At 55.3% G+C, this 20,597-nt stretch carries 17 protein-coding genes; 8 read left to right on the top strand and 9 right to left on the bottom strand.

Going from position 1 to position 20,597, the window contains the following annotated elements:
* Positions 1–84: 84 nt before the first annotated feature.
* Together B3511_RS06650 and fabA are read left to right on the top strand one after the other, a co-directional pair.
* Positions 85–1,845: a Lon protease family protein gene (locus B3511_RS06650; RefSeq protein ID WP_286777808.1), complete on the top strand. Its 1,761-nt coding sequence runs from the start codon at positions 85–87 to the stop codon at positions 1,843–1,845.
* Positions 1,846–1,913: 68 nt separating this feature from the next.
* Positions 1,914–2,432: a bifunctional 3-hydroxydecanoyl-ACP dehydratase/trans-2-decenoyl-ACP isomerase gene (gene fabA, locus B3511_RS06645; protein WP_040076289.1), complete on the top strand. Its 519-nt coding sequence runs from the start codon at positions 1,914–1,916 to the stop codon at positions 2,430–2,432.
* Between the two features lie 67 nt (positions 2,433–2,499).
* On the opposite strand, the gene rmf is transcribed toward fabA, so the two are convergent.
* The 6 genes from rmf to rlmKL all read right to left on the bottom strand — a co-directional run bounded on the left by rmf (position 2,500) and on the right by rlmKL (position 10,429).
* Positions 2,500–2,667, bottom strand: a complete 168-nt coding sequence (rmf, locus tag B3511_RS06640; RefSeq protein WP_010429337.1) for a ribosome modulation factor — start codon at positions 2,665–2,667, stop codon at positions 2,500–2,502.
* A 254-nt stretch (positions 2,668–2,921) separates the two neighbouring features.
* The gene (gene pqiC / locus B3511_RS06635; protein WP_040076290.1) at positions 2,922–3,488 is read right to left on the bottom strand and encodes a membrane integrity-associated transporter subunit PqiC; all 567 of its coding nucleotides are present in this window, start codon (positions 3,486–3,488) and stop codon (positions 2,922–2,924) included.
* Complete coding sequence (gene pqiB / locus B3511_RS06630; RefSeq protein ID WP_046886671.1) at positions 3,488–5,125, bottom strand: intermembrane transport protein PqiB; 1,638 nt, start codon at positions 5,123–5,125, stop codon at positions 3,488–3,490. The genes pqiC and pqiB overlap by 1 nt, the downstream gene beginning before the upstream one ends.
* On the bottom strand, positions 5,118–6,383 hold the full coding sequence (gene pqiA / locus B3511_RS06625) for a membrane integrity-associated transporter subunit PqiA (RefSeq protein WP_233803895.1): 1,266 nt from the start codon (positions 6,381–6,383) through the stop codon (positions 5,118–5,120). Before pqiA ends, pqiB begins: the two co-directional genes overlap by 8 nt.
* A 17-nt stretch (positions 6,384–6,400) precedes the next feature.
* Positions 6,401–8,308, bottom strand: coding sequence for an ABC transporter ATP-binding protein (locus tag B3511_RS06620; protein WP_263617133.1), 1,908 nt, complete (start codon positions 8,306–8,308; stop codon positions 6,401–6,403).
* 12 nt (positions 8,309–8,320) lie between these two features.
* Positions 8,321–10,429, bottom strand: a complete 2,109-nt coding sequence (rlmKL, locus tag B3511_RS06615) for a bifunctional 23S rRNA (guanine(2069)-N(7))-methyltransferase RlmK/23S rRNA (guanine(2445)-N(2))-methyltransferase RlmL (RefSeq protein WP_046886674.1) — start codon at positions 10,427–10,429, stop codon at positions 8,321–8,323.
* A gap of 98 nt (positions 10,430–10,527) precedes the next feature.
* Between rlmKL and B3511_RS06610 the strand changes: the two genes are divergently transcribed.
* Positions 10,528–11,637 carry a YcbX family protein gene (locus B3511_RS06610; RefSeq protein WP_286777807.1) on the top strand — a complete coding sequence of 370 codons (1,110 nt, stop codon included), beginning with the start codon at positions 10,528–10,530 and terminating at the stop codon, positions 11,635–11,637.
* Here the strand turns inward: B3511_RS06610 and zapC are convergent.
* Positions 11,634–12,176 (bottom strand): cell division protein ZapC, encoded by a 543-nt coding sequence (gene zapC, locus B3511_RS06605; protein WP_040076298.1) that lies wholly within the window; start codon positions 12,174–12,176, stop codon positions 11,634–11,636. The genes B3511_RS06610 and zapC overlap by 4 nt on opposite strands.
* A 167-nt stretch (positions 12,177–12,343) precedes the next feature.
* A complete protein-coding gene (gene pyrD, locus B3511_RS06600; protein WP_040076299.1) occupies positions 12,344–13,354 on the bottom strand; it encodes a quinone-dependent dihydroorotate dehydrogenase in 1,011 nt (336 codons plus the stop codon).
* 248 nt (positions 13,355–13,602) lie between these two features.
* Between pyrD and ssuE the strand changes: the two genes are divergently transcribed.
* From ssuE to ssuB, 5 genes are read left to right on the top strand one after another with little or no spacing between them, the layout of a single operon-like run.
* On the top strand, positions 13,603–14,178 hold the full coding sequence (gene ssuE / locus B3511_RS06595) for an NADPH-dependent FMN reductase (RefSeq protein ID WP_286777806.1): 576 nt from the start codon (positions 13,603–13,605) through the stop codon (positions 14,176–14,178).
* Positions 14,171–15,133, top strand: coding sequence for a sulfonate ABC transporter substrate-binding protein (locus B3511_RS06590; protein ID WP_286777804.1), 963 nt, complete (start codon positions 14,171–14,173; stop codon positions 15,131–15,133). Before ssuE ends, B3511_RS06590 begins: the two co-directional genes overlap by 8 nt.
* Complete coding sequence (ssuD, locus tag B3511_RS06585; protein WP_207293405.1) at positions 15,130–16,275, top strand: FMNH2-dependent alkanesulfonate monooxygenase; 1,146 nt, start codon at positions 15,130–15,132, stop codon at positions 16,273–16,275. Before B3511_RS06590 ends, ssuD begins: the two co-directional genes overlap by 4 nt.
* A 9-nt stretch (positions 16,276–16,284) precedes the next feature.
* Entirely contained in the window at positions 16,285–17,076 is a 792-nt protein-coding gene (gene ssuC / locus B3511_RS06580; RefSeq protein WP_286777802.1) for an aliphatic sulfonate ABC transporter permease SsuC, read from the top strand.
* A complete protein-coding gene (gene ssuB, locus B3511_RS06575; RefSeq protein WP_286777801.1) occupies positions 17,073–17,843 on the top strand; it encodes an aliphatic sulfonates ABC transporter ATP-binding protein in 771 nt (256 codons plus the stop codon). The genes ssuC and ssuB overlap by 4 nt, the downstream gene beginning before the upstream one ends.
* 85 nt (positions 17,844–17,928) lie before the next feature.
* On the opposite strand, the gene pepN is transcribed toward ssuB, so the two are convergent.
* Positions 17,929–20,541: an aminopeptidase N gene (pepN, locus tag B3511_RS06570; RefSeq protein WP_286777799.1), complete on the bottom strand. Its 2,613-nt coding sequence runs from the start codon at positions 20,539–20,541 to the stop codon at positions 17,929–17,931.
* Between the last annotated feature and the right edge of the window lie 56 nt (positions 20,542–20,597).

Raw genomic sequence — 20,597 nt, 5'->3', positions numbered from 1 at the left:
CGTGAAACTCCTATTCCTTCGTGGGCAGAGCCTGAGCCTTACGGTATAATCCATCGTTTTACATCTGACTAAAAAACATCAACTTTGACGATTACGAAATTAGCATGGCGTGACCTGGTTCCGGATACCGATAGCTATCAAGAACTGTTTGCACAGCCCGACCTCGCGAAAGAAGACGAATCCGCATTAAGCGACACGCAGCCACGTTTGCATTACGCAATGGAGCAGGCGTTAAGCCCCTGGGCAACGTCGCCTTTTATGTTGCTGAAAGCACCGGATGAAGCGGAGTATCTCAACCTGCTGGCGGACGCCATGCGGCAGTTGTTGCCGGAGAATGACGCCGTCTCTGGCGGTACGTATTGCGTCAACGGCACGACTATCACCTTTACCCCCACTGAGATTGCAGATGGCCGTTTTGCGGTCACTGGCGGTGTTACAACGGCCGGTTGGGTAGAGGCTGAACAGCTTTTTGGCTGCTTGCGTCAGTTTAATGGTGAGGTCAGCCTCCAGCCGGGTCTGGTGCACCAGGCCAATGGCGGTGTCTTGCTCATCTCCCTGCGTACCCTGCAGGCCCAGCCGCTCTTGTGGATGCGCTTAAAGAATATCGCGAGTCAGCAGCGCTTTGATTGGGTCGGTTTTGACGAGTCTCGTCCACTTCCGGTCTCCGTTCCTTCTATGCCACTGTCATTAAAAGTGGTCCTGGTGGGTGATCGCGAAGCACTGGCCGATTTCCAGGAGATGGAACCGGAGTTGGCCGATCAGGCCATTTACAGCGAATTTGAAGACAACATTCAGATTGCTGATGCAGAAGAGATGCAGCAATGGTGTTTATGGGTAAACGCCCTGGCCGAAAGTGCTGGTCTACCTGTCCCTGCCCCTGATGCCTGGCCAGTGCTGATTCGTGAAGCCGTCCGTTACACAGGCGATCAAGAGACCTTGCCGCTCTGCCCTCTGTGGCTGGGTAAGCAACTCCGTGAAGTGGCCGCATTAACGCCGGATGCCTTCTTCACTGGCGAGCAATTGAGCCAGATGCTTTTGCAACGCCAATGGCGTGAAGGGTATCTTGCTGACCGGATGCAGGATGAAATCCTGCTTGATCAGATCCTGGTCGAAACGGAAGGTGAACGTGTCGGGCAGATCAATGCCCTGTCGGTGATTGAATTCCCGGGCCATCCGCGCGCCTTTGGCGAACCTTCGCGCATCAGCTGCGTTGTGCATATTGGCGATGGCGAATTTATCGACATCGAACGCAAAGCGGAACTGGGCGGTAATATTCATGCTAAAGGCATGATGATCATGCAGGCCTATCTGATGTCAGAGCTACAGCTTGAGCAGCAGATCCCCTTCACTGCCTCGCTGACATTTGAACAATCGTATAGCGAAGTAGATGGCGATAGCGCCTCCATGGCCGAGCTGTGTGCCCTGATTAGCGCGCTGGCCGACGTGCCAGTTAACCAGAGTATCGCCATAACCGGCTCAGTGGATCAGTTTGGTCGTGCCCAACCGGTAGGCGGCCTCAATGAGAAGATTGAAGGCTTCTTCACGGTTTGCCAGCAGCGTGGTCTGAACGGCAAACAGGGTGTGATCATTCCGCTGGCAAACGTGCGTCACCTGAGCCTCAGCCAGGATGTGTTGAAGGCAGTAGAAGAGGAACAATTCTCCCTCTGGGCGATTGAAGATATTGCGGATGCGCTACCCTTACTCACAAACCTGATATGGGATGGCGAGGGTCAGACAACGCTCATGCAGACCATTCAGGAACGCATCGCCCAGGCGACTCAGCAGGAGTCTCGTCATCGTTATCCGTGGCCGCTGCGCTGGTTGGGATGGTTTAGTCCAAACTGATCGGACTTGTTCAGCGTACACGTGTTAGCTATCCTGCGTCCTTCACTAAAATAAGGCTTACTGAGAACATGGTAGATAAACGCGAATCCTATACAAAAGAAGATCTTCTTGCCTCTGGTCGCGGTGAACTGTTTGGCGCGAAAGGCCCACAGTTACCGGCCCCGAACATGCTGATGATGGACCGTGTCGTGAAGATGACGGAAACCGGCGGCAACTTCGATAAGGGTTACGTAGAAGCAGAACTCGATATCAACCCGGACATGTGGTTCTTCGGTTGCCACTTTATTGGCGACCCGGTAATGCCAGGCTGCCTGGGCCTCGACGCGATGTGGCAGCTGGTTGGTTTCTACCTCGGCTGGCTGGGTGGCGAAGGTAAAGGCCGCGCGCTGGGCGTGGGCGAAGTAAAATTCACCGGTCAGGTTCTGCCAACTGCGAAGAAAGTGACCTACCGTATTCACTTCAAACGCGTTGTGAACCGTCGTCTGATCATGGGCCTGGCAGATGGTGAAGTGCTGGTAGACGGTCGTCTGATTTACAGCGCAACCGACCTGAAGGTCGGCCTGTTCCAGGATACGTCAGCTTTCTGATTGCTGACTGAAGGCGTTAAAGGCGAAACCTCCGCAATGCGGAGGTTTCTTTTTTAAAGAGACGCTATCAAGCAAGTACTGCCCTGTCTCCGATGGCTTCTCGCCAGCCCCCTAACCATTGCGACCTTTGATTTAAGGTCTGATAGGGACACATTTCTTTAGAACGTCCGGCGATGCCAGCCTGATAACCACGTTGATGAGCCCTTTCAAGGCGATCTCGTTTCTGTCTCTTCATGCCTCGTTTCCCTCATTATTTGATCTGGTGGAAAAGAAAACAGTGATTACTAAATGTGCAATCACATCTAACGAATACCGCGAATAAAGCCCAGCGTCAATGCGCAAAATTCACGCCAGTGTCATAAATGTGAACTATACGGAAGTTCGTTTGTACAAAATCTGTGATGCGGCACAAGTAACAGACTGAGATACCATCAAAAAAAAACCGCAATCAGCGAGAGGCAGATTGCGGTTTTGGATAATGAATTTTACTTATGGCAAGCGTGAAATCTCACTGGCGATGCTTTTGGCTTCCTGCGCCCAGCCCTGCCCCAGCACCTTCACCATCTCTTCGTAGCCATCGTTCTGCTGTTTCAGCTCCAGATGGAAAGGACGTTTAATTAGCTGTCCCTGATGGTTAACCAGCCATTCGCCACTGATAATCACGCGCCCGTCATAGCGCCCGTGAAAACCGGTCACATTGACGTTAAGCGTATCCTGATCGCTACCCAGAGGCTGCGAAGCAACAACCCAGCCAGGTAACTGGCTGCTGAGGTTCGCCACCAGCGAATTGCGCAACTGCTGATCAAGCGGGCTTGCCCACAGATTATTCGTTGCGATGACATACTTAACATCGCTGGTTTGATAAACCACGCCATTACCTGCCAGATAATCCGGCACCGCGACCTGTTCTACCCAAAGTAAGCGGTTACCCTGGCTGGCCATGCTGTTGCCTCCCGTTTGGCTAGCCAGCGGCAACTGGTAATAGCTCTTGTTGTCGCTACCCGAGCTACAGGCAGTCAGCACTGCTGCTGCGGCGATCAATAACCATTTTTTCATTATTTAGCCCCCTTCGGCTCAGGGTCCTTTTGATCTTTCGCTTCAAAGACCAGCGCGTTGCTCTTCGTATTCAACGTCTTTAGCACCGGCTGGAGTTCACGCAATACCTGATCGAGGCGCTGCATATCCGCCACCATCTTGTTATACGCGGCGGAGCCTGGCTGGAAGCCCTGCATGCTGCGATTTAGCTCGCGCAGCGTTTTCTGCATATCCTGAGGCAGCTGCTGCATCGACTGGCTGGCAGTGAGCTTATTCAGATTATCCAGCGTGGTCTGTAGACGACGCATCGTGGCCTGGCTCTCATTCAGAGAATGCGTGGCCGCTTCAAGCATCGGGTTCAACGGCAGATTGTTAATCTTATCCAGCGTATCCATCAGGCGCTGCTGGATCTGCGCCAGCCCGCTGCTCATGGTTGGGATGATTTTATACCCGCCAAACTCCCGCATTCCGGTAATGGCTGGCGCTTTCGGATAGAAATCCATATCTACATAGAGCGCGCCGGTCACCAGATTACCGGTCTTCAGCGAGCCGCGCAGACCACGGTTCATCAGCTCGGTAATATGCGTCCCGATATCCTGATCTTCACCTATCTGGTTGATCAGACGTTCCGGCTCAATGCGGATGAGCACCGGAATACGGTAGTCGTCATCCAGCACCTGTTTCAGTCCCGGTACAAAGAAGGGAACCTGACCAACCGTACCCAGGCGGATACCCCGGAATTCTACCGGCGCGCCCGGCTGCAGACCGCGGACAGAGTCTTTGAAGAACATCAGATAATCGATGTGATCGGTGTAGAGCGCATCCTGTATCGATTTCTGATCGTCGAACAGCTTGAAGGCACTTTTCTCTGCAACAGGCTGACCCAGCTCTTGTCCTTCCGGCACATCAAAGCTGACGCCGCCGCCAAACAGCGTGGTGAGCGAGCCCATTTCAACCCGCATACCGGCCGAGGTCAAATCGACGGCGATACCGCTATCCTTCCAGAAACGCACATTACTGGTCACCAGACGATCGTTTGGCGCATTGATAAACAGTTGATAGCTTATGGTGCGTTTTTGGGTATCGAAGGTGCTGGTTTCGACCGAACCGACGCGATAGCCCCGGAACAGCACCGGGTCGCCCGGACTCAGCTGCCCGGCTTTATTGCTGTCGAGAATGACGCGGATACCCTTGGCATCAGGTGGCGCAAGGGGCGGAGAATCCAGAAGCTGATACTCATTTTTTTGCCCGCCTTTGGTTCCCGGCTGCAGCTCAATATAGGCCCCGGAAAGCAGTGTCCCCAGGCCGCTAATGCCCTCGCGGCCAACCTGCGGCTTAACGACCCAAAAAACGGAGTCGCCCTGAAGCACCTTTTCCATACCGGCATTCAGGCGCGCTTTAATTTCGACATGGGTCAAATCGTCGGTCAGCGTCGCACTTTCCACTACGCCCACGTTTACGCTACGGCTTTTAATGGTGGTTTTACCCCCCTCAATGCCCTCTGCGTTAGTGGTAATAAGGGTGACTTCCGGTCCCTGGTGGCTGTAATGATAAAACAGGATCCAGGCACCGATTAGCGCAGTCACGATAGGGAAGATCCAGACCGGCGACCAGTGTTTAACCTTCTGCACTTTCGCCTCTCCACTTTTGTTATCCATGCTTTTTATTATCCTCATGGTCTGGCTCTGGCTCACGATCCCACGATAAACGAGGGTCGAAGGTCAGGGCCGCAAACATGGTCATAATCACGACCAATGCAAACATCAGCGCTCCCAGAGCGGGATAGATATTCATCAATCCCCCTATGCGCACCAACGCCGATAAAACTGCAATGACAAACACGTCTATCATGGACCACCGGCCGACAAACTCGACGACTTCATAAATCAGGTGCATCCGTTCGCTATCACGTTGTCCGTGCCCATTTGCATCCCAGCAGAGCCAGCCAATCGCAATCATCTTCAGGGTCGGCACCATAATACTGGCAATAAAAATAACCAGCGCCACGGGATACGACCCCTCCCCCCACAGCAGAACAACCCCGGCCATAATGGTCGAGGGCATCTTGTCGCCAAGCAGATCGGTAATCATGATCGGCAGAATATTGGCAGGGAGATAGAGCATGATGGAGGTAAAGAGCAGCGCCAGCGTCCACTGAATGCTGTTTTTGCGCCGGACATGCCCTTTAGTGCCACAACGCGGGCAGACTCGCTGATCGGCCGGTAAAATCGCCGTACAGCAAGGGCATGAGCGCAGACCCTGGCGAATTCCGGGAACGCCCACCTGCGGCGCATGCGGGAGGGCTGGCGCAGGAGCGATATCGTCCCATGCCCAGCGGCGATCCACGCACTGGAAAGCGCGCAACTGCAGTACACAGTACAGACACCAGGGAATAAAGCTGCTGCCGACCCCCACATCACCGTAAGCCATGAGCTTCACGAAACTGACCAGCACCCCGGCGAGGAAAATTTCAGCCATTCCCCAGCTTTTCAGCTGGAAGAGGATCCGCGCCAGCAAAATCTTTACGCTCAGGGGCATTTTGACGCGATTTACCAGCAGCAAAATGACCACCAGACAGAACGCCGGCACCAGTTGAACGAACAACAAGAAGAAGGTGCCGAGGCTGGCATAATCTTCGCTGAACATAACGCGGGGGATCTCCAGCAGTTCGACTTCGCTGGTGATACCCCCGACCTTCATATAGATGAACGGGAACAGGTTAGAGAGCAGCAGCATAAACAGGGCTGCAAACGCATACGCGGTGGGACGCTGGCGCGGTGCGTCCCACTCGGTTGTCAGCGTTGTCCCGCAGCGGGGGCATGCCGCTTTATGACCATGCTCAAGCGCCGGGAGCGCCACGAGCAGGTCACACTGTGAGCATAAAATGTGCCTGTCGGCATGGTGATGTTCACACATTCTGGCTCCATATTTACTTAAGCGCCGTTTTTCAGAGCCTCAAGGTACTCCCAGCGTTCGAATGCTTCTTCCAGCGCCTGCTCGGCCAGCGCCAGATCCGCCAGGACTTTTTGAGTGTGGTCATGCGGCTGGTTGAAGAACGCGCCATCGGCGACCTGGGCCTGCAAGGCTTCAAGGTTTGCTTCCAGCTCTTCCATACGCTGCGGCAACCCTTCCAGCTCGCGCTGCAGATTATAGCTTAGCTTACTGCTGCCTCGTTTTACCGTTTCTGATTTGGTGACCGCGGCTTCCGCATCATTTTTGCTGCGGGATTGCTTCAGCGCCTGTGATTGAGACTGCTGCCCGCGGGCATCGTGATACCCTCCGACATATTGACCGATGCGGCCTTCGCCTTCGAAGATCCAGCACTCGGTGACGGTATTGTCCACAAACTGACGATCGTGGCTAACCAGCAACACAGTGCCCTGATAACTATCAATCAGTTCTTCAAGAAGTTCCAGCGTTTCCACATCAAGATCGTTCGTCGGTTCATCGAGGATCAACAGGTTGCTGGGTTTCAGGAACAGACGTGCCAGCAGCAGTCGATTACGCTCTCCCCCGGAAAGTGCCCGCACCGGCGTCATGGCGCGTTTCGGGTGGAAGAGGAAGTCCTGCAGATAGCCCAGCACATGGCGCGGTTTCCCGTTTACCATCACCTCTTGCTTACCTTCCGCCAGGTTATCCATCACCGTTCTGTCAGGATCGAGCTCAGCACGGTGCTGATCAAAGTAGGCCACTTCCAGTTTGGTACCGCAGTGGACCCGGCCGCTGTCGGCTTTTAGCTGGCCGAGCATCAATTTCAGCAGCGTGGTTTTGCCACAGCCGTTAGGGCCGATCAGGGCTATTTTGTCACCGCGCTGAACCTGAGCCGTGAAGTTGTTTACCAGCACTTTGCCATCAACCTGATAATTGACATTTTCCAGTTCGAAAACGATCTTCCCGGAACGGGCCGCCTCTTCAACCTGCATTTTGGCACTGCCCATCACTTCACGGCGTTGGCTACGTTCGTTACGCATCGCTTTCAGGGCGCGTACGCGGCCTTCATTACGGGTACGACGGGCTTTGATGCCCTGGCGGATCCAGACCTCTTCCTGCGCAAGCTTGCGGTCAAACTCGGCATTTTGCAGCTCTTCAACGCGCAGGTTCTCTTCTTTCTCCAGCAGATAGGTGTCGTAATCGCCCGGATAGGTCACCAGCTTGCCGCGATCGAGATCGACAATACGGGTAGCCATATTGCGAATAAACGAACGGTCATGCGAGATAAAGATAATCGTCCCGTTAAAGGTCTTCAGGAATCCTTCCAGCCAGTCGATAGCTTCGATATCCAGGTGGTTAGTCGGTTCATCCAGCAGCAGCACTTTCGGGCCGCTTACCAGCGCCCGGCCAAGCGCCGCTTTACGCAGCCAGCCGCCGGAGAGAGATGCCAGCTCCATGTCCGGATCCAGACCGAGCTGTTCCAGCACTTCGGTGATGCGATTTTCAAGCTGCCACAGGCCATGGTGATCCAGCAACTCCTGCAGGCGCGCCATCTCATTGAGATTTTTTTCGCTCGGATCGGTCATCACCAGATGTGAAATGTCGTGATAGCCCTTCAGATATTCGGCTTGCTCAGAGATCCCTTCCGCAACGAAATCATAAACCGTGCCCGCCACGTTACGCGGTGGGTCCTGCTGCAGACGCGAGACGATAAGATCCTGTTCATAGACGATACGACCATCGTCCAGCCCCTGTTCACGGTTCAGGATCTTCATCAGGGTAGATTTACCCGCGCCGTTGCGGCCTACCAGACAGACGCGTTCGTTATCCTCGATATGCAGTTCAGTATCATCGAGAAGGGGAGCATCGCTAAAGGAGAGCCATGCGCCGTGCATACTGATTAATGACATTTACTATTCCTTTCAGGCGGCGGTAATAAGCCAGCAGTTGTGGATCTGACGGTTACGGGCGAAGTCCTGAGAGATCGTCTTTTGACTGATCTCTTCAGCTTTCAGCCCCAGAGCGCTCAGGCCGTCGTGATCCATGCGGAAGCCGCGTTTGTTGTTCGAGAACATGATGGTGCCGCCTTTGCGCAGCAGGCGCTTCAGGTCGGTCATCAGGCGCAGGTGGTCACGCTGAACGTCAAACGAGTCCTCCATACGCTTAGAGTTGGAGAACGTCGGTGGATCGATAAAGATCAGATCGAATTGTTCGTCGGTATCGCGCAGCCAGCCCAGTACATCGGCCTGCATCAGGCGATGCTGGCGGCCGGTCAGACCATTCAGACGCAGGTTACGTTCAGCCCACTCCAGATAGGTGCGGGACATGTCCACCGTGGTGGTGCTACGCGCACCGCCCAGGCCGGCGTGTACGCTGGCGCTTCCGGTATAGGAGAAGAGATTAAGGAAGTCTTTTCCTTTGCTCATCTGGCCCAGCATCTTACGGGCGATGCGGTGATCGAGGAACAGGCCAGTGTCCAGATAGTCCGTAAGGTTGACCAGCAGGCGCGCGTTATATTCTCCCACTTCCAGGAAATCGCCCTTCTCGCCCATCTTCTGGTACTGATTTTTACCTTTCTGGCGTTCACGGGTTTTCAGCACCAGCTTATTCGGGGCAATACCCAGCACGCCGATGGTTGCCGCAATCACATCCAGCATACGCTGGCGGGCTTTCTGCGCGTCGATGGTTTTCGGTGGCGCATACTCTTGCACAATGACCCAGTCGGCGTAACGGTCTACGGCAACGTTGTATTCAGGCAGATCGGCGTCGTACAGGCGATAGCACTCAATGCCCTCCTGCTTCGCCCACTTTTCATATTTCTTCAGATTCTTGCGCAGACGGTTCGCGTAGTCTTCCGCCACGGTGGTCGGCTTGCTTTCGCCGGATTTCTCCGCGAGATGATAGTTTTTCTGCACGCAGTCCAGCGGGCCGTTTTTGGCTTTGAACTGGCGGTCGGCGCGCAGCTGCAGGCAGCTCAGTAGTTCCGGAGAGGCGCTAAACAGCGACAGATTCCAGCCGCCAAACTGATCTTTCATGATCCGGCCCAGCAGGCTGTGCAGAGCGATCAGAGCCGGCTCGCTGTCCAGACGCTCGCCGTAAGGCGGGTTGCTAATAACCGTGCCGTACGGCCCTTTCGGCAGTGGATTGCTCAGCTGCGCCACGTCTTTCACGTTGAAATCGATAAGCTCGCCAATGCCCGCCCGACGGGCGTTGCTGCGCGCGCGCTCAATGACGCGAGAGTCGCTGTCCGAGCCATAGAAACGCGAACCGTAAGCCGCCAGCCCGGCGCGTGCGCGGGTCTGTGCCTCGGCCTTTACCTCTTTCCAGATGGCGTCATCATGCTGCGCCCAGCCGCTGAACCCCCAGTTGCCACGGTGCAGACCCGGCGCACGATCGGTGGCATACATAGCGGCTTCAATCAGCAGAGTACCTGAACCACACATCGGATCGAGCAGCGGAGTGCCCGGCTGCCAGCCAGAACGCATGACAATCGCGGCGGCCAGGTTTTCTTTGATCGGCGCCGCACCGGCGCGATCGCGATATCCGCGCTGATGCAGACCTTCACCGCTCATGTCCAGTGAAAGGCTCGCCGTCTCTTTGTTCAGCCACACGTTAATACGCAGATCGGGGTTTTCACGATCAACGTTCGGGCGCTCACGATTTTTACGGGTAAAACAGTCGACCACGGCGTCTTTCACACGCAGCGCGCCGTACTGGCTGTTGCGGATCTCATCATTCACGCCGTTGAAGTGCACCGCAAAGGTCGCCCCCGGCGCAAAGATCTCTGTCCAGTCGATCATCTGTACGCCGGTGTAGAGATCGAGATCGCTATAGACCTTAAACTCTTTCATCGGCAGCATGATGCGCGAGGCCAGGCGGCTCCACATCAGGCTCTGGTAAATAAGCCGTGTGTCGCCCTCAAAATGGACACCACCCTGAACCACCTGACACGCTGTCGCGCCCAGGCTTTCCAGTTCAGTTTTTAACAGCTCTTCCAGCCCACGGGCCGTACTGGCAAACAGAGAATTCATATCGTCACTTTTACTCTTAGAAAATTGCTGCGCATTATAGCTAATATGCGCTCTATGTCATAAAGTTGAGGGCTTATTTTCATTTGCGGGAGATTGCCGTGCCTACGTTATCCAGGCTTTTTATCCATCCGGTCAAATCGATGCGTGGTATTGGGCTGACGCATGCACTGGCAGATGTCAGCGGTTTTGCCTTTGATCGTATTTTTATGCTCACCGAAACGGATGGTACTTTCATTACTGCGCGTCAGTTCCCGCAGATGGTACGCTTTATCCCTTCTCCGCTGCATGATGGTTTACACCTGACCGCGCCGGACGGCTCCAGCGCCGTGGTACGTTTTAGCGATTTTGCGCCGGACAACGCACCGACGGAGGTATGGGGTAACCACTTCACCGCGCATATCGCGCCTGATGCCATTAACCGCTGGCTGAGCGGCTTTTTCGCCCGTGACGTGCAGCTACGCTGGGTCGGACAGGCTCCTACGCGTCGCGTGAAGCGTCACGAAGGCGTTCCCCTCTCCTTTGCCGATGGCTACCCCTACCTGCTGGCCAACGAGGCCTCCCTGCGCGATCTGCAAAACCGCTGCAAGGCCAGCGTGCAGATGGAGCAGTTCCGCCCCAATATTGTGGTAACCGGTGCGCAGCCATGGGAAGAGGACACCTGGAAAGTTATCCGCATTGGTAGCGTCATTTTTGACGTGGCGAAGCCGTGCAGCCGCTGTATCTTCACCACCATCAGTCCGGAAAAAGGGCAAAAACATCCTGCGGGCGAGCCGCTGAAAACGCTGCAATCATTCCGTACGGCGCAAGATAACGGCGACGTGGATTTCGGTCAGAACCTGATAGCGCGCAATAGCGGCGTGATCCGCGTGGGCGATGAGATTGAAATTCTTGCAACCGGGCCGGCGAAAGTTTACGGCGCCGGCGCAACGGAAGAGGAGATCGAGGTAGAGAGCCAGCCGCAAAGCACCGTGACTATTCAGTGGCAAGATAAAACCCTGAACGGCAATAATCAGCAGATTTTACTTGAGCAGCTTGAGCAGGCAGGTATTCGCGTACCCTATTCCTGCCGTGCGGGCATTTGTGGGAGCTGTCGTATTCGGTTGCTGGATGGGGAAGTGACCGCATTGAAGCAATCCGCCCTGGGTAATGACGGCACGATTTTGTGCTGCAGCTGCGTCCCTAAAACGTCGCTACAGCTAGCGCCTTAAACGGCCTGCTCCAGACTGAACGAATCCACCCGCATTTGCGGTTTAAGACGGTCATTCATCACTTTTATTGCATCACCTAACTGCATTGTGCGCCCGGCAATCACCACACCGGGCTGCGCCAGCAGGCAGAGCGCGGCGTTTTCGCCAGACTCAACCACCAGCAAACTTACCTCTTCTGCCGTATCGCTCAAATGAACGCAGGCAGCATCCCCCATCGCCGGACTCCAGCGCTGACCATGGGCGAGGAAATGCCAGCTTTTAGGCATTTGAGGTTTGAGGAAGCGGATCGCCACCAGAGCATTAAGCACCAGTTCAGCACGCTGTTCTTTAGAGAGTTCCAGGTCGCGGCATTTCTCTTCAAAAGAGAAATAGAGCGCAGCATCATCCACGCAAAAACCGCTGGGGGCGAAGGCGTCTGGGGTTAACATCCGGCGGGCAAAACGAGAACGAAAAAGCATGCCATTGGCTAAATCCAGCATCATGCGATCGTGCTCTTCACAATAATACCAGCGCCAGTTATCGTCAGGTTTAATTCGCATTTGCCTCTCCCGTCCCCGAAACGTCCTGTCGTAAGAAAGTCCTTATTACCGTCTCGTTTTTTTACTTCAATAATCAAAGACTATAATGTCTAAATAAGCAACAGTCCCGGAATATAAAACAACCAGAGCTGGAAATAAAGCCCTGGTCGTCATAATGAGAGAAAAGATTAGAGGTGATTAACGATTTCTTTTATCAGCGGCGGGCCTTTAAAAATAAAGCCAGAATAAATTTGCACCAGCGAAGCGCCGGCGGCCATTTTTTCGCGGGCCGCCATTATCGAGTCGATGCCACCCACGCCAATAATCGGCAGTTGACCTTTTAATTCCGCTGACAGGCGGCGAATAATTTCTGTACTTTTTAATTGCACCGGTCGGCCACTGAGTCCTCCCGCTTCGTTGCAATGCTTCATTCCCTGTACCAGGGATCGATCCAGTGTCGTATTGGTTGCAATAACGCCATCAATATTATGGCGAACTAAGCTGTCGGCAACCTGGATCAATTCTTCTTCAGAAAGATCCGGGGCGATCTTCACGGCGACCGGTACATATTTGTGATGCCGGGACTGAAGATCATTCTGCTTATTTTTTATCGCAATTAATAAATCGTCGAGGGCATCGCCATATTGCAACGAGCGTAAGCCCGGGGTGTTCGGCGAAGAGATATTCACCGCAATATAACCCGCATAGGCATAGACTTTTTCCATACAAATCAGATAGTCATCTTTACCCTGCTCTACCGGCGTATCTTTATTTTTACCGATATTGATACCCAGCACACCATCGAAATGGGCCTTTTTCACGTTCTCGACCAGGTGGTCCACACCGAGGTTGTTAAAGCCCATCCGGTTGATCAGCCCTTCGGCCTCGACCAGGCGGAACAGACGCGGTTGCTCATTGCCCGGCTGCGGGCGTGGCGTGACGGTGCCGATCTCAATAGAGCCGAACCCCATCGCACCCAGCGCGTCGATACACTCACCGTTTTTGTCGAGTCCTGCTGCGAGACCCAACGGATTTTTAAAGGTCAGCCCCATACACTGCACCGGTTTATCCATCACTTTCTGGCGCACTAGCGCTTCGAGCGGCGTTCCTGTGATACGGCGTAATTGCTGGAATGTAAATTCATGGGCGCGCTCTGGATCGAGCTGAAAAAGGGCTTTACGAACGAAGGGGTAGTACATGAACTCTCCTGGATTCCCGGTGTGCAAACCGGGGGCGTATTATCTGCGAATCTTGCCCGAAAGGGAATTGACCTGCGGCAAAAAAAGCGTGGAGCAACGCAATCGTTTACTTTCCCTCTCCTCCTTATTCGTTTTTTAGCATTTCACTTGCGTATAAATCATTTAGTGGAATAAGCGCGCAATGACACACTGCCTGTAAATGTTATCAATGTTAGATAAAAGCAAACAATTGGTTATAAGGAGCATGTATGCGCGTTATTACTCTGGCTGGAAGTCCGCGTTTTCCTTCACGCTCCAGCGCACTGCTGGAATATGCCCGCGAGAAACTTACCTCGCTGGAGGTCGAAGTATGCCACTGGAATCTGCACAACTTTTCCCCAGAGGATCTGCTTTATGCCCGCTTCGATAGCCCGGCATTAAAGGCTTTTAGTGAGCAGTTGCAAGGCGCAGACGGCCTGATTGTGGCGACCCCGGTCTATAAAGCCTCGTTTTCCGGTGCACTGAAAACGCTGCTTGATCTGCTTGCGGAACGCGCCCTTGAGGGCAAAGTGGTGCTACCTCTTGCCACAGGCGGCACGGTGGCGCACATGCTGGCGGTAGATTATGCCCTCAAGCCGGTGCTTAGCGCCCTGAAAGCGCAGGAGATCCTGCACGGCGTATTTGCCGATGATTCGCAAGTCATTGACTATCAGCATAAACCGCATTTCTCCCCCAACCTGCAAATCCGGCTTGATAGCGCCCTTGAGACCTTCTGGCAGGCGCTGCATCGTCGTGACGTCCAGGTTCCTGCTTTTGGTCAGTTGAAAGGAGTCGTCCATGTTTAACACCCTCGCCCGCCTGAGCCTGGCCGGTATCATCGCGATCGCCTCCTTTGCCCAGGCCGCCGAACCCGCACCGGAAAATCTGCGGATTGGTTATCAGAAAGGTAGCGTCAGTATGGTGCTGGCTAAAAGCCATCAGTTGCTGGAAAAACGCTACCCGAACACCCATTTTTCATGGGTCGAGTTTCCTGCGGGGCCACAAATGCTGGAAGCCTTAAATGTGGGCAGCATTGATTTGGGTAGCACCGGCGATATTCCCCCCATCTTTGCTCAGGCCGCCGGCGCAGACCTTGTGTATGTTGGCGTCGAGCCGCCAAAACCAAAAGCGGAAGTGATTCTGGTACCGGAAAACAGCCCGATCAAAACCGTCGCCGATCTCAAAGGCCGCAAAGTGGCATTCCAGAAAGGCTCCAGTTCACACAATCTGTTGTTACGGGCCCTTCAACAGGCCGGTCTGACGTTTAAAGAGATACAGCCAGTCTATCTTTCCCCGGCCGATGCCCGCGCCGCGTTTCAGCAACATAATGTGGACGCCTGGGCTATCTGGGATCCCTATTACTCCGCAGCCTTGCTGCAGGGGGGAGTTAGAGTGCTGAAAGATGGTGAAACCCTCAAGCAGACCGGCTCTTTCTATCTGGCAGCGCGTCCTTATGCGGAAAAGAACGGTGCCTTTATTCAGGGGGTGCTGGATACCTTCAGCGACGCAGATGCCCTGACCCAGAGCCAGCGGCAGGCCAGTATCGCTCTGCTGGCAAAGACTATGGGTCTTCCTGAGACGGTCATTGCCAGCTATCTGGATCACCGCCCACCCACCGTCATTAAGCCGGTGGATACTCACACCGCGGCGTTGCAGCAGCAGACCGCCGACCTCTTCTACGAAAATCGACTGGTACCGAAAAAAATCGATATCCGTGACCGTATCTGGCAACCGACAGCGCATAAAGGAGCAAAATCATGAGTCTGAATCTGTTCTGGTTTTTACCTACCCACGGTGATGGTCACTATCTTGGCACCGAGTCCGGTGCACGCCCGGTGGATCAGGGCTATCTTCAGCAGATTGCCCAGGCGGCGGACCGGATTGGGTTTACCGGGGTGCTTATCCCGACCGGACGTTCCTGTGAAGATGCCTGGCTGGTCGCGGCTTCGATGATTCCGGTGACTCAGCGCTTAAAATTTCTGGTGGCATTGCGCCCGAGCGTCACCTCGCCAACGGTGGCAGCGCGTCAGGCCGCCACGCTGGACCGTTTATCCAATGGCCGCGCTCTGTTTAACCTGGTGACCGGGAGTGACCCACAGGAGCTGGCTGGCGATGGCGTGTTTCTGGATCACGCCGAGCGTTACGAAGCCTCGGCTGAATTTACCCGCGTCTGGCGGCGTCTGCTGGAGGGGGAGACGGTTACCTTCGAGGGCAAACATATCCACGTCCGCGATGCGAAGCTCTACTTCCCGCCGGTGCAGCAGCCGCGCCCACCGCTCTATTTTGGCGGTTCGTCAGATGTGGCCCAGGATCTTGCCGCTGAGCAGGTCGATCTCTATCTCACCTGGGGCGAGCCGCCGGAACTTGTGAAAGAAAAGATTGAACAGGTTCGCGCCAAAGCGGCGGCGCGCGGGCGCAACGTGCGTTTTGGTATCCGCCTGCACGTGATTGTGCGTGAAACGAACGAAGAAGCCTGGCAAGCCGCCGATCGCCTGATTGCCCATCTGGACGATGAAACCATTGCCCGAGCACAGGCTGCTTTCGCCAGAACCGACTCCGTAGGACAGCATCGGATGGCCTCCCTCCACCAGGGTAAACGCGAAAATCTGGAGATTAGCCCTAACCTGTGGGCCGGGGTCGGCCTGGTGCGCGGGGGCGCCGGCACGGCGCTGGTGGGGGATGGTCCGACCGTGGCGGCGCGGATTAATGAGTATGCCGATCTGGGTATCGACAGTTTTATTCTCTCAGGTTACCCCCATCTGGAAGAGGCGTACAAAGTGGGTGAGCTTCTTTTCCCTCATCTGGATGTTGCTATCCCGGAAGTCCCACAACCGCAGCGCCTGCAACTGCAGGGCGAGGCGGTCGCCAACGAATTTATTCCGCGTAACGTCGCGCAGAGCTGAGGAGGACGTATGGCGAAACCTTCCCCAACCTGGCTGCTGCGTATTGCGCCCTGGGTGCTGCCTGTCAGTATCGTGGCTATCTGGCAACTGGCCTCGTCAGTGGGCTGGTTGTCGAGCCGGATCCTCCCCTCTCCGGAAGGGGTGATAGAGGCTTTCTGGGCGCTAAGTTCAAGCGGCGAGCTGTGGCAGCATCTGGCGATCAGCTCCTGGCGCGCGTTGATTGGCTTCACGATCGGCGGGACGATCGGTCTGACGCTGGGGCTGATCAGCGGGCTTTCCCGCTGGGGCGAGCGGCTACTGGACACCTCCATTCAGATGCTGCGAAACGTGCCGCATCTGGCGTTGATTCCGCTGGTGATTCTGTGGTTCGGCATTGATGAGAGCGCCAAGATTTTCCTGGTGGCCCTCGGCACCCTCTTCCCTATCTATATCAACACCTGGCACGGTATTCGTAACATTGATCGTGGGCTGGTCGAGATGGCCCGCAGCTATGGCTTATCGGGCTTTTCCCTGTTTATCCATGTGATCCTCCCCGGCGCCCTGCCCTCGATTATGGTGGGAGTACGTTTTGCCCTCGGCCTGATGTGGTTAACGCTGATTGTGGCAGAGACCATTTCGGCCAACTCCGGTATCGGCTACCTCGCGATGAATGCCCGCGAGTTCCTGCAGACCGATGTCGTCGTGGTGGCGATTATTCTATATGCCCTGCTCGGCAAACTCGCCGACGTCAGCGCTCAGTGGCTGGAACGTATCTGGCTGCGCTGGAATCCGGCTTATGTCAAAAGTGAGGCACACGCATGAATACTGCACGCTTGAACCAGGGAACGCCGTTGCTGCTGAACGGCGTGACCAAACGCTACGGTGACAACACCATTCTGAACCAACTGGATCTGCATATCCCCGCCGGGCAGTTTGTAGCAGTGGTTGGCCGTAGCGGCGGTGGCAAGAGTACGCTGCTGCGCCTGCTCGCCGGGCTGGAGGCCCCCAATGGTGGTGAACTGCTGGCGGGCAATACGCCGCTGGCGGAGATTCAGGATGATACCCGAATGATGTTTCAGGACGCGCGCCTGCTGCCGTGGAAAACGGTTATCGATAACGTGGGTCTGGGGCTGAAAGGTCACTGGCGGGAGGCGGCAAGCCAGGCGCTGGCCGCCGTGGGTCTGCAGGATCGCGCGAGCGAATGGCCCGCAGCGTTGTCCGGGGGGCAGAAACAGCGCGTCGCTTTAGCCCGGGCGCTGATTCACCGCCCGGGTTTGCTGCTACTGGATGAACCGCTTGGCGCACTCGATGCTCTGACGCGGATAGATATGCAGGGTTTGATTGAATCCCTCTGGCAGGAACACGGGTTTACGGTATTGCTGGTAACCCATGATGTGAGCGAAGCCGTGGCGATGGCCGATCGTGTGCTGTTAATAGAAGAGGGGAAAATTGGTCTGGATCTGAACGTGGATATCCCGCGTCCGCGGCGCGTCGGGTCGGCGAGGCTGGCGGAACTGGAAGCGGAGGTGCTGGATCGGGTGATGAAGCGTGGGGTAAGTGAGCGGGCATTTTTTAAGGTTAATGCCTGATGCCCTCACCCCGGCCCTCTCTCACGGCGAGAGGGAGAAAATAAGAAACGGCAACCAGGGTTGCCGTTTCGCTATTACCTGCTTATCAGGCCAGTGCCTTGGTGATCTTCTCGTACAGATCGCCAGACAGGTTCTCCAGCCCTTTCAACTGCTCGAGCGCCGCACGCATCTTCGCCTGACGCTTCTCGTCGTAACGCTTCAGTCGAATCAGTGGCTCAATCAGACGCGACGCCACCTGCGGGTTGCGGCTATTCAGCTCCGTCAACATCTCGACCATAAACTGATACCCGCTGCCGTCTTCGGCATGGAAAGCCGCCGGGTTGCTGCTGGCAAACGCGCCAATCAGAGAACGTACGCGGTTCGGGTTGCTCATGGTAAATGAACGGTGCTTCAGAAGACGGCGAACAGTATTCAGCACGTCTGCCGCCGGACTGGTGGATTGCAGAATGAACCACTTATCCATTACCAGGCCGTCCTGATGCCATTTGTCGTCATACGCCTGCATCAGCGCGTCGCGGCACGGCAGCTCAGCGGCCACCGCAGCGGCCAGGGCAGCCAGCGCGTCGGTCATATTATCCGCGTCGTGATACTGCTTGCTTACCAGCGTATCAGCCAGTTCGGTTTCGCCGAAGGCCAGGTAGCGAAGACAGGTATTACGCAGTGAACGTTTGCCGATATCAGCATGTTCGACACGGTATTCGTCGAGCTTATGCGCGTTGTACAGCGCCAGGAACTCATCGGCCAGTTCGGTCGCCAGGGTGCGGGTCAGCGCTTCGCGTACCGCCACAATGGCGATCGGATCGATGATCTCAAACAGCTCAGCAATTTCACTGGTGGAAGGCAGGGTCAGGATCTCTGCCGCCAGCGCCGGGTCGATGTTCTCGTCCAGCAGAATGGCGCGGAAAGCGTCAGCCACGTGGACCGGCACCGACAGCGGCTGTCCTTGCTGATGGCGGTTTACGTTCAGCTTAATGTAGGTCGCCAGCAGGCTCTGGGCCGCATCCCAGCGGGAGAAGTCGTTGCGCGCGTGACGCATCAGGAAGGTGAGCTGTTGATCGCTCCACTTATATTCGAGCTTAACGGGTGCAGAGAACTCGCACAGCAACGCCGGCACCGGCTGGAAATAGACGTTATCGAATACAAATGTCTGCTCCGCCTGGGTAACGTTGAGCACATTGTGCACCGGGTGCCCCCCTTTTTGCAGCGGGATCACGTTTCCTTCGTTGTCATACAACTCGATGGCAAAAGGAATGTGCAGTGGGTGCTTCTCTTCCTGCTCGGCCGTTGGCGGCGTACGCTGGCTGATGGTCAGAGAGTACTGCTCGGTTTCAGGATTGTAATCATCTTTTACGGTAACAATCGGCGTACCGGCCTGGCTGTACCAGCGGCGGAAGTGCGAAAGATCAACGTTGGAAGCATCTTCCATCGCCTGCACAAAGTCATCGCAGGTGGCGGCGCTGCCGTCATGACGCTCAAAGTAGAGCTGCATCCCTTTCTGGAAGTTCTCTTCCCCTAACAGAGTGTGGATCATACGGATGATTTCAGAACCCTTTTCATACACCGTCAGGGTGTAGAAGTTATTCATCTCAATCACTTTGTCCGGGCGAATCGGGTGGGCCATCGGGCTGGCATCTTCAGCAAACTGCAGACCGCGCATGGTGCGCACGTTGCTGATGCGATTAACCGCACGCGAACCCAGATCCGAGCTGAACTCCTGATCGCGGAAGACGGTTAAGCCCTCTTTCAGGCTCAGCTGGAACCAGTCGCGGCAGGTCACGCGGTTACCGGTCCAGTTGTGGAAGTATTCATGGCCAATCACGCGCTCGATATCCAGGTAATCTTTATCGGTCGCGGTATCGGTACGGGCCAGCACGTATTTGGAGTTAAAGACGTTAAGGCCTTTGTTCTCCATCGCACCCATGTTGAAGAAGTCGACGGCGACGATCATGTAGATGTCGAGATCATATTCGAGGCCAAAGCGCTCCTCGTCCCACTTCATGGAGTTGATGAGCGACGTCATCGCCCATGGCGCGCGGTCGAGGTTGCCACGGTCAACGAACAGCTCCAGCGCCACGTCGCGTCCGGAGCGGGTTTTGAAGGTGTCGCGCAGCACATCGAAGTCGCCTGCCACCAGCGCAAAGAGGTAGCAAGGTTTCGGGAATGGATCTTGCCACTGCACCCAGTGACGCCCGTTTTCCAGCTCGCCTTCGCCCACACGGTTACCGTTGGAGAGCAGGAATGGATAGCGAGTTTTATCGGCAATGATTTTGGTGGTGAAGCGCGCCAGAACGTCCGGGCGATCCAGATACCAGGTAATATGGCGGAAACCTTCGGCTTCGCACTGCGTACAGAGTGCTTCACCTGATTGGTACAGCCCTTCCAGCGCGGTGTTGGCTGCCGGGCTAATTTCGGTCACGATGCGCAGGGTAAAACGCTCCGGCAGGTTATTAATAACCAGCTGGCCGTTCTCTTCTTTATAGTCTGTCCAGGCCTGGTCGTTTACCGCGATGGAAACGAGCGTCAGGTCTTCACCATCGAGGCGCAGGGGAACAGCCGTCGCGCTCTGGCGCGTCACCTGGCTTACGGCCGTAACAAGAGTTTTTGTGGCATCCAGGTCAAAAGTCAGATCAATATCGCTAATCAGGTATTCAGGCGCACGGTAGTCGTGGCGGTATTTGGCTTGTGGCTGTTGTGTCATAGAAAACCTTTTGCATCGTTTGTCGAATAACGAATCCAGTCTATTCCTGTTGTGTA

Source organism: Leclercia sp. UBA1284 (assembly GCF_002308415.1).
Taxonomy (GTDB): Bacteria; Pseudomonadota; Gammaproteobacteria; order Enterobacterales; family Enterobacteriaceae; genus Enterobacter; species Enterobacter pneumoniae.
Note: the sequence above shows the minus strand (reverse complement) of the source record. Positions and strands in the feature narration are given on the sequence as shown.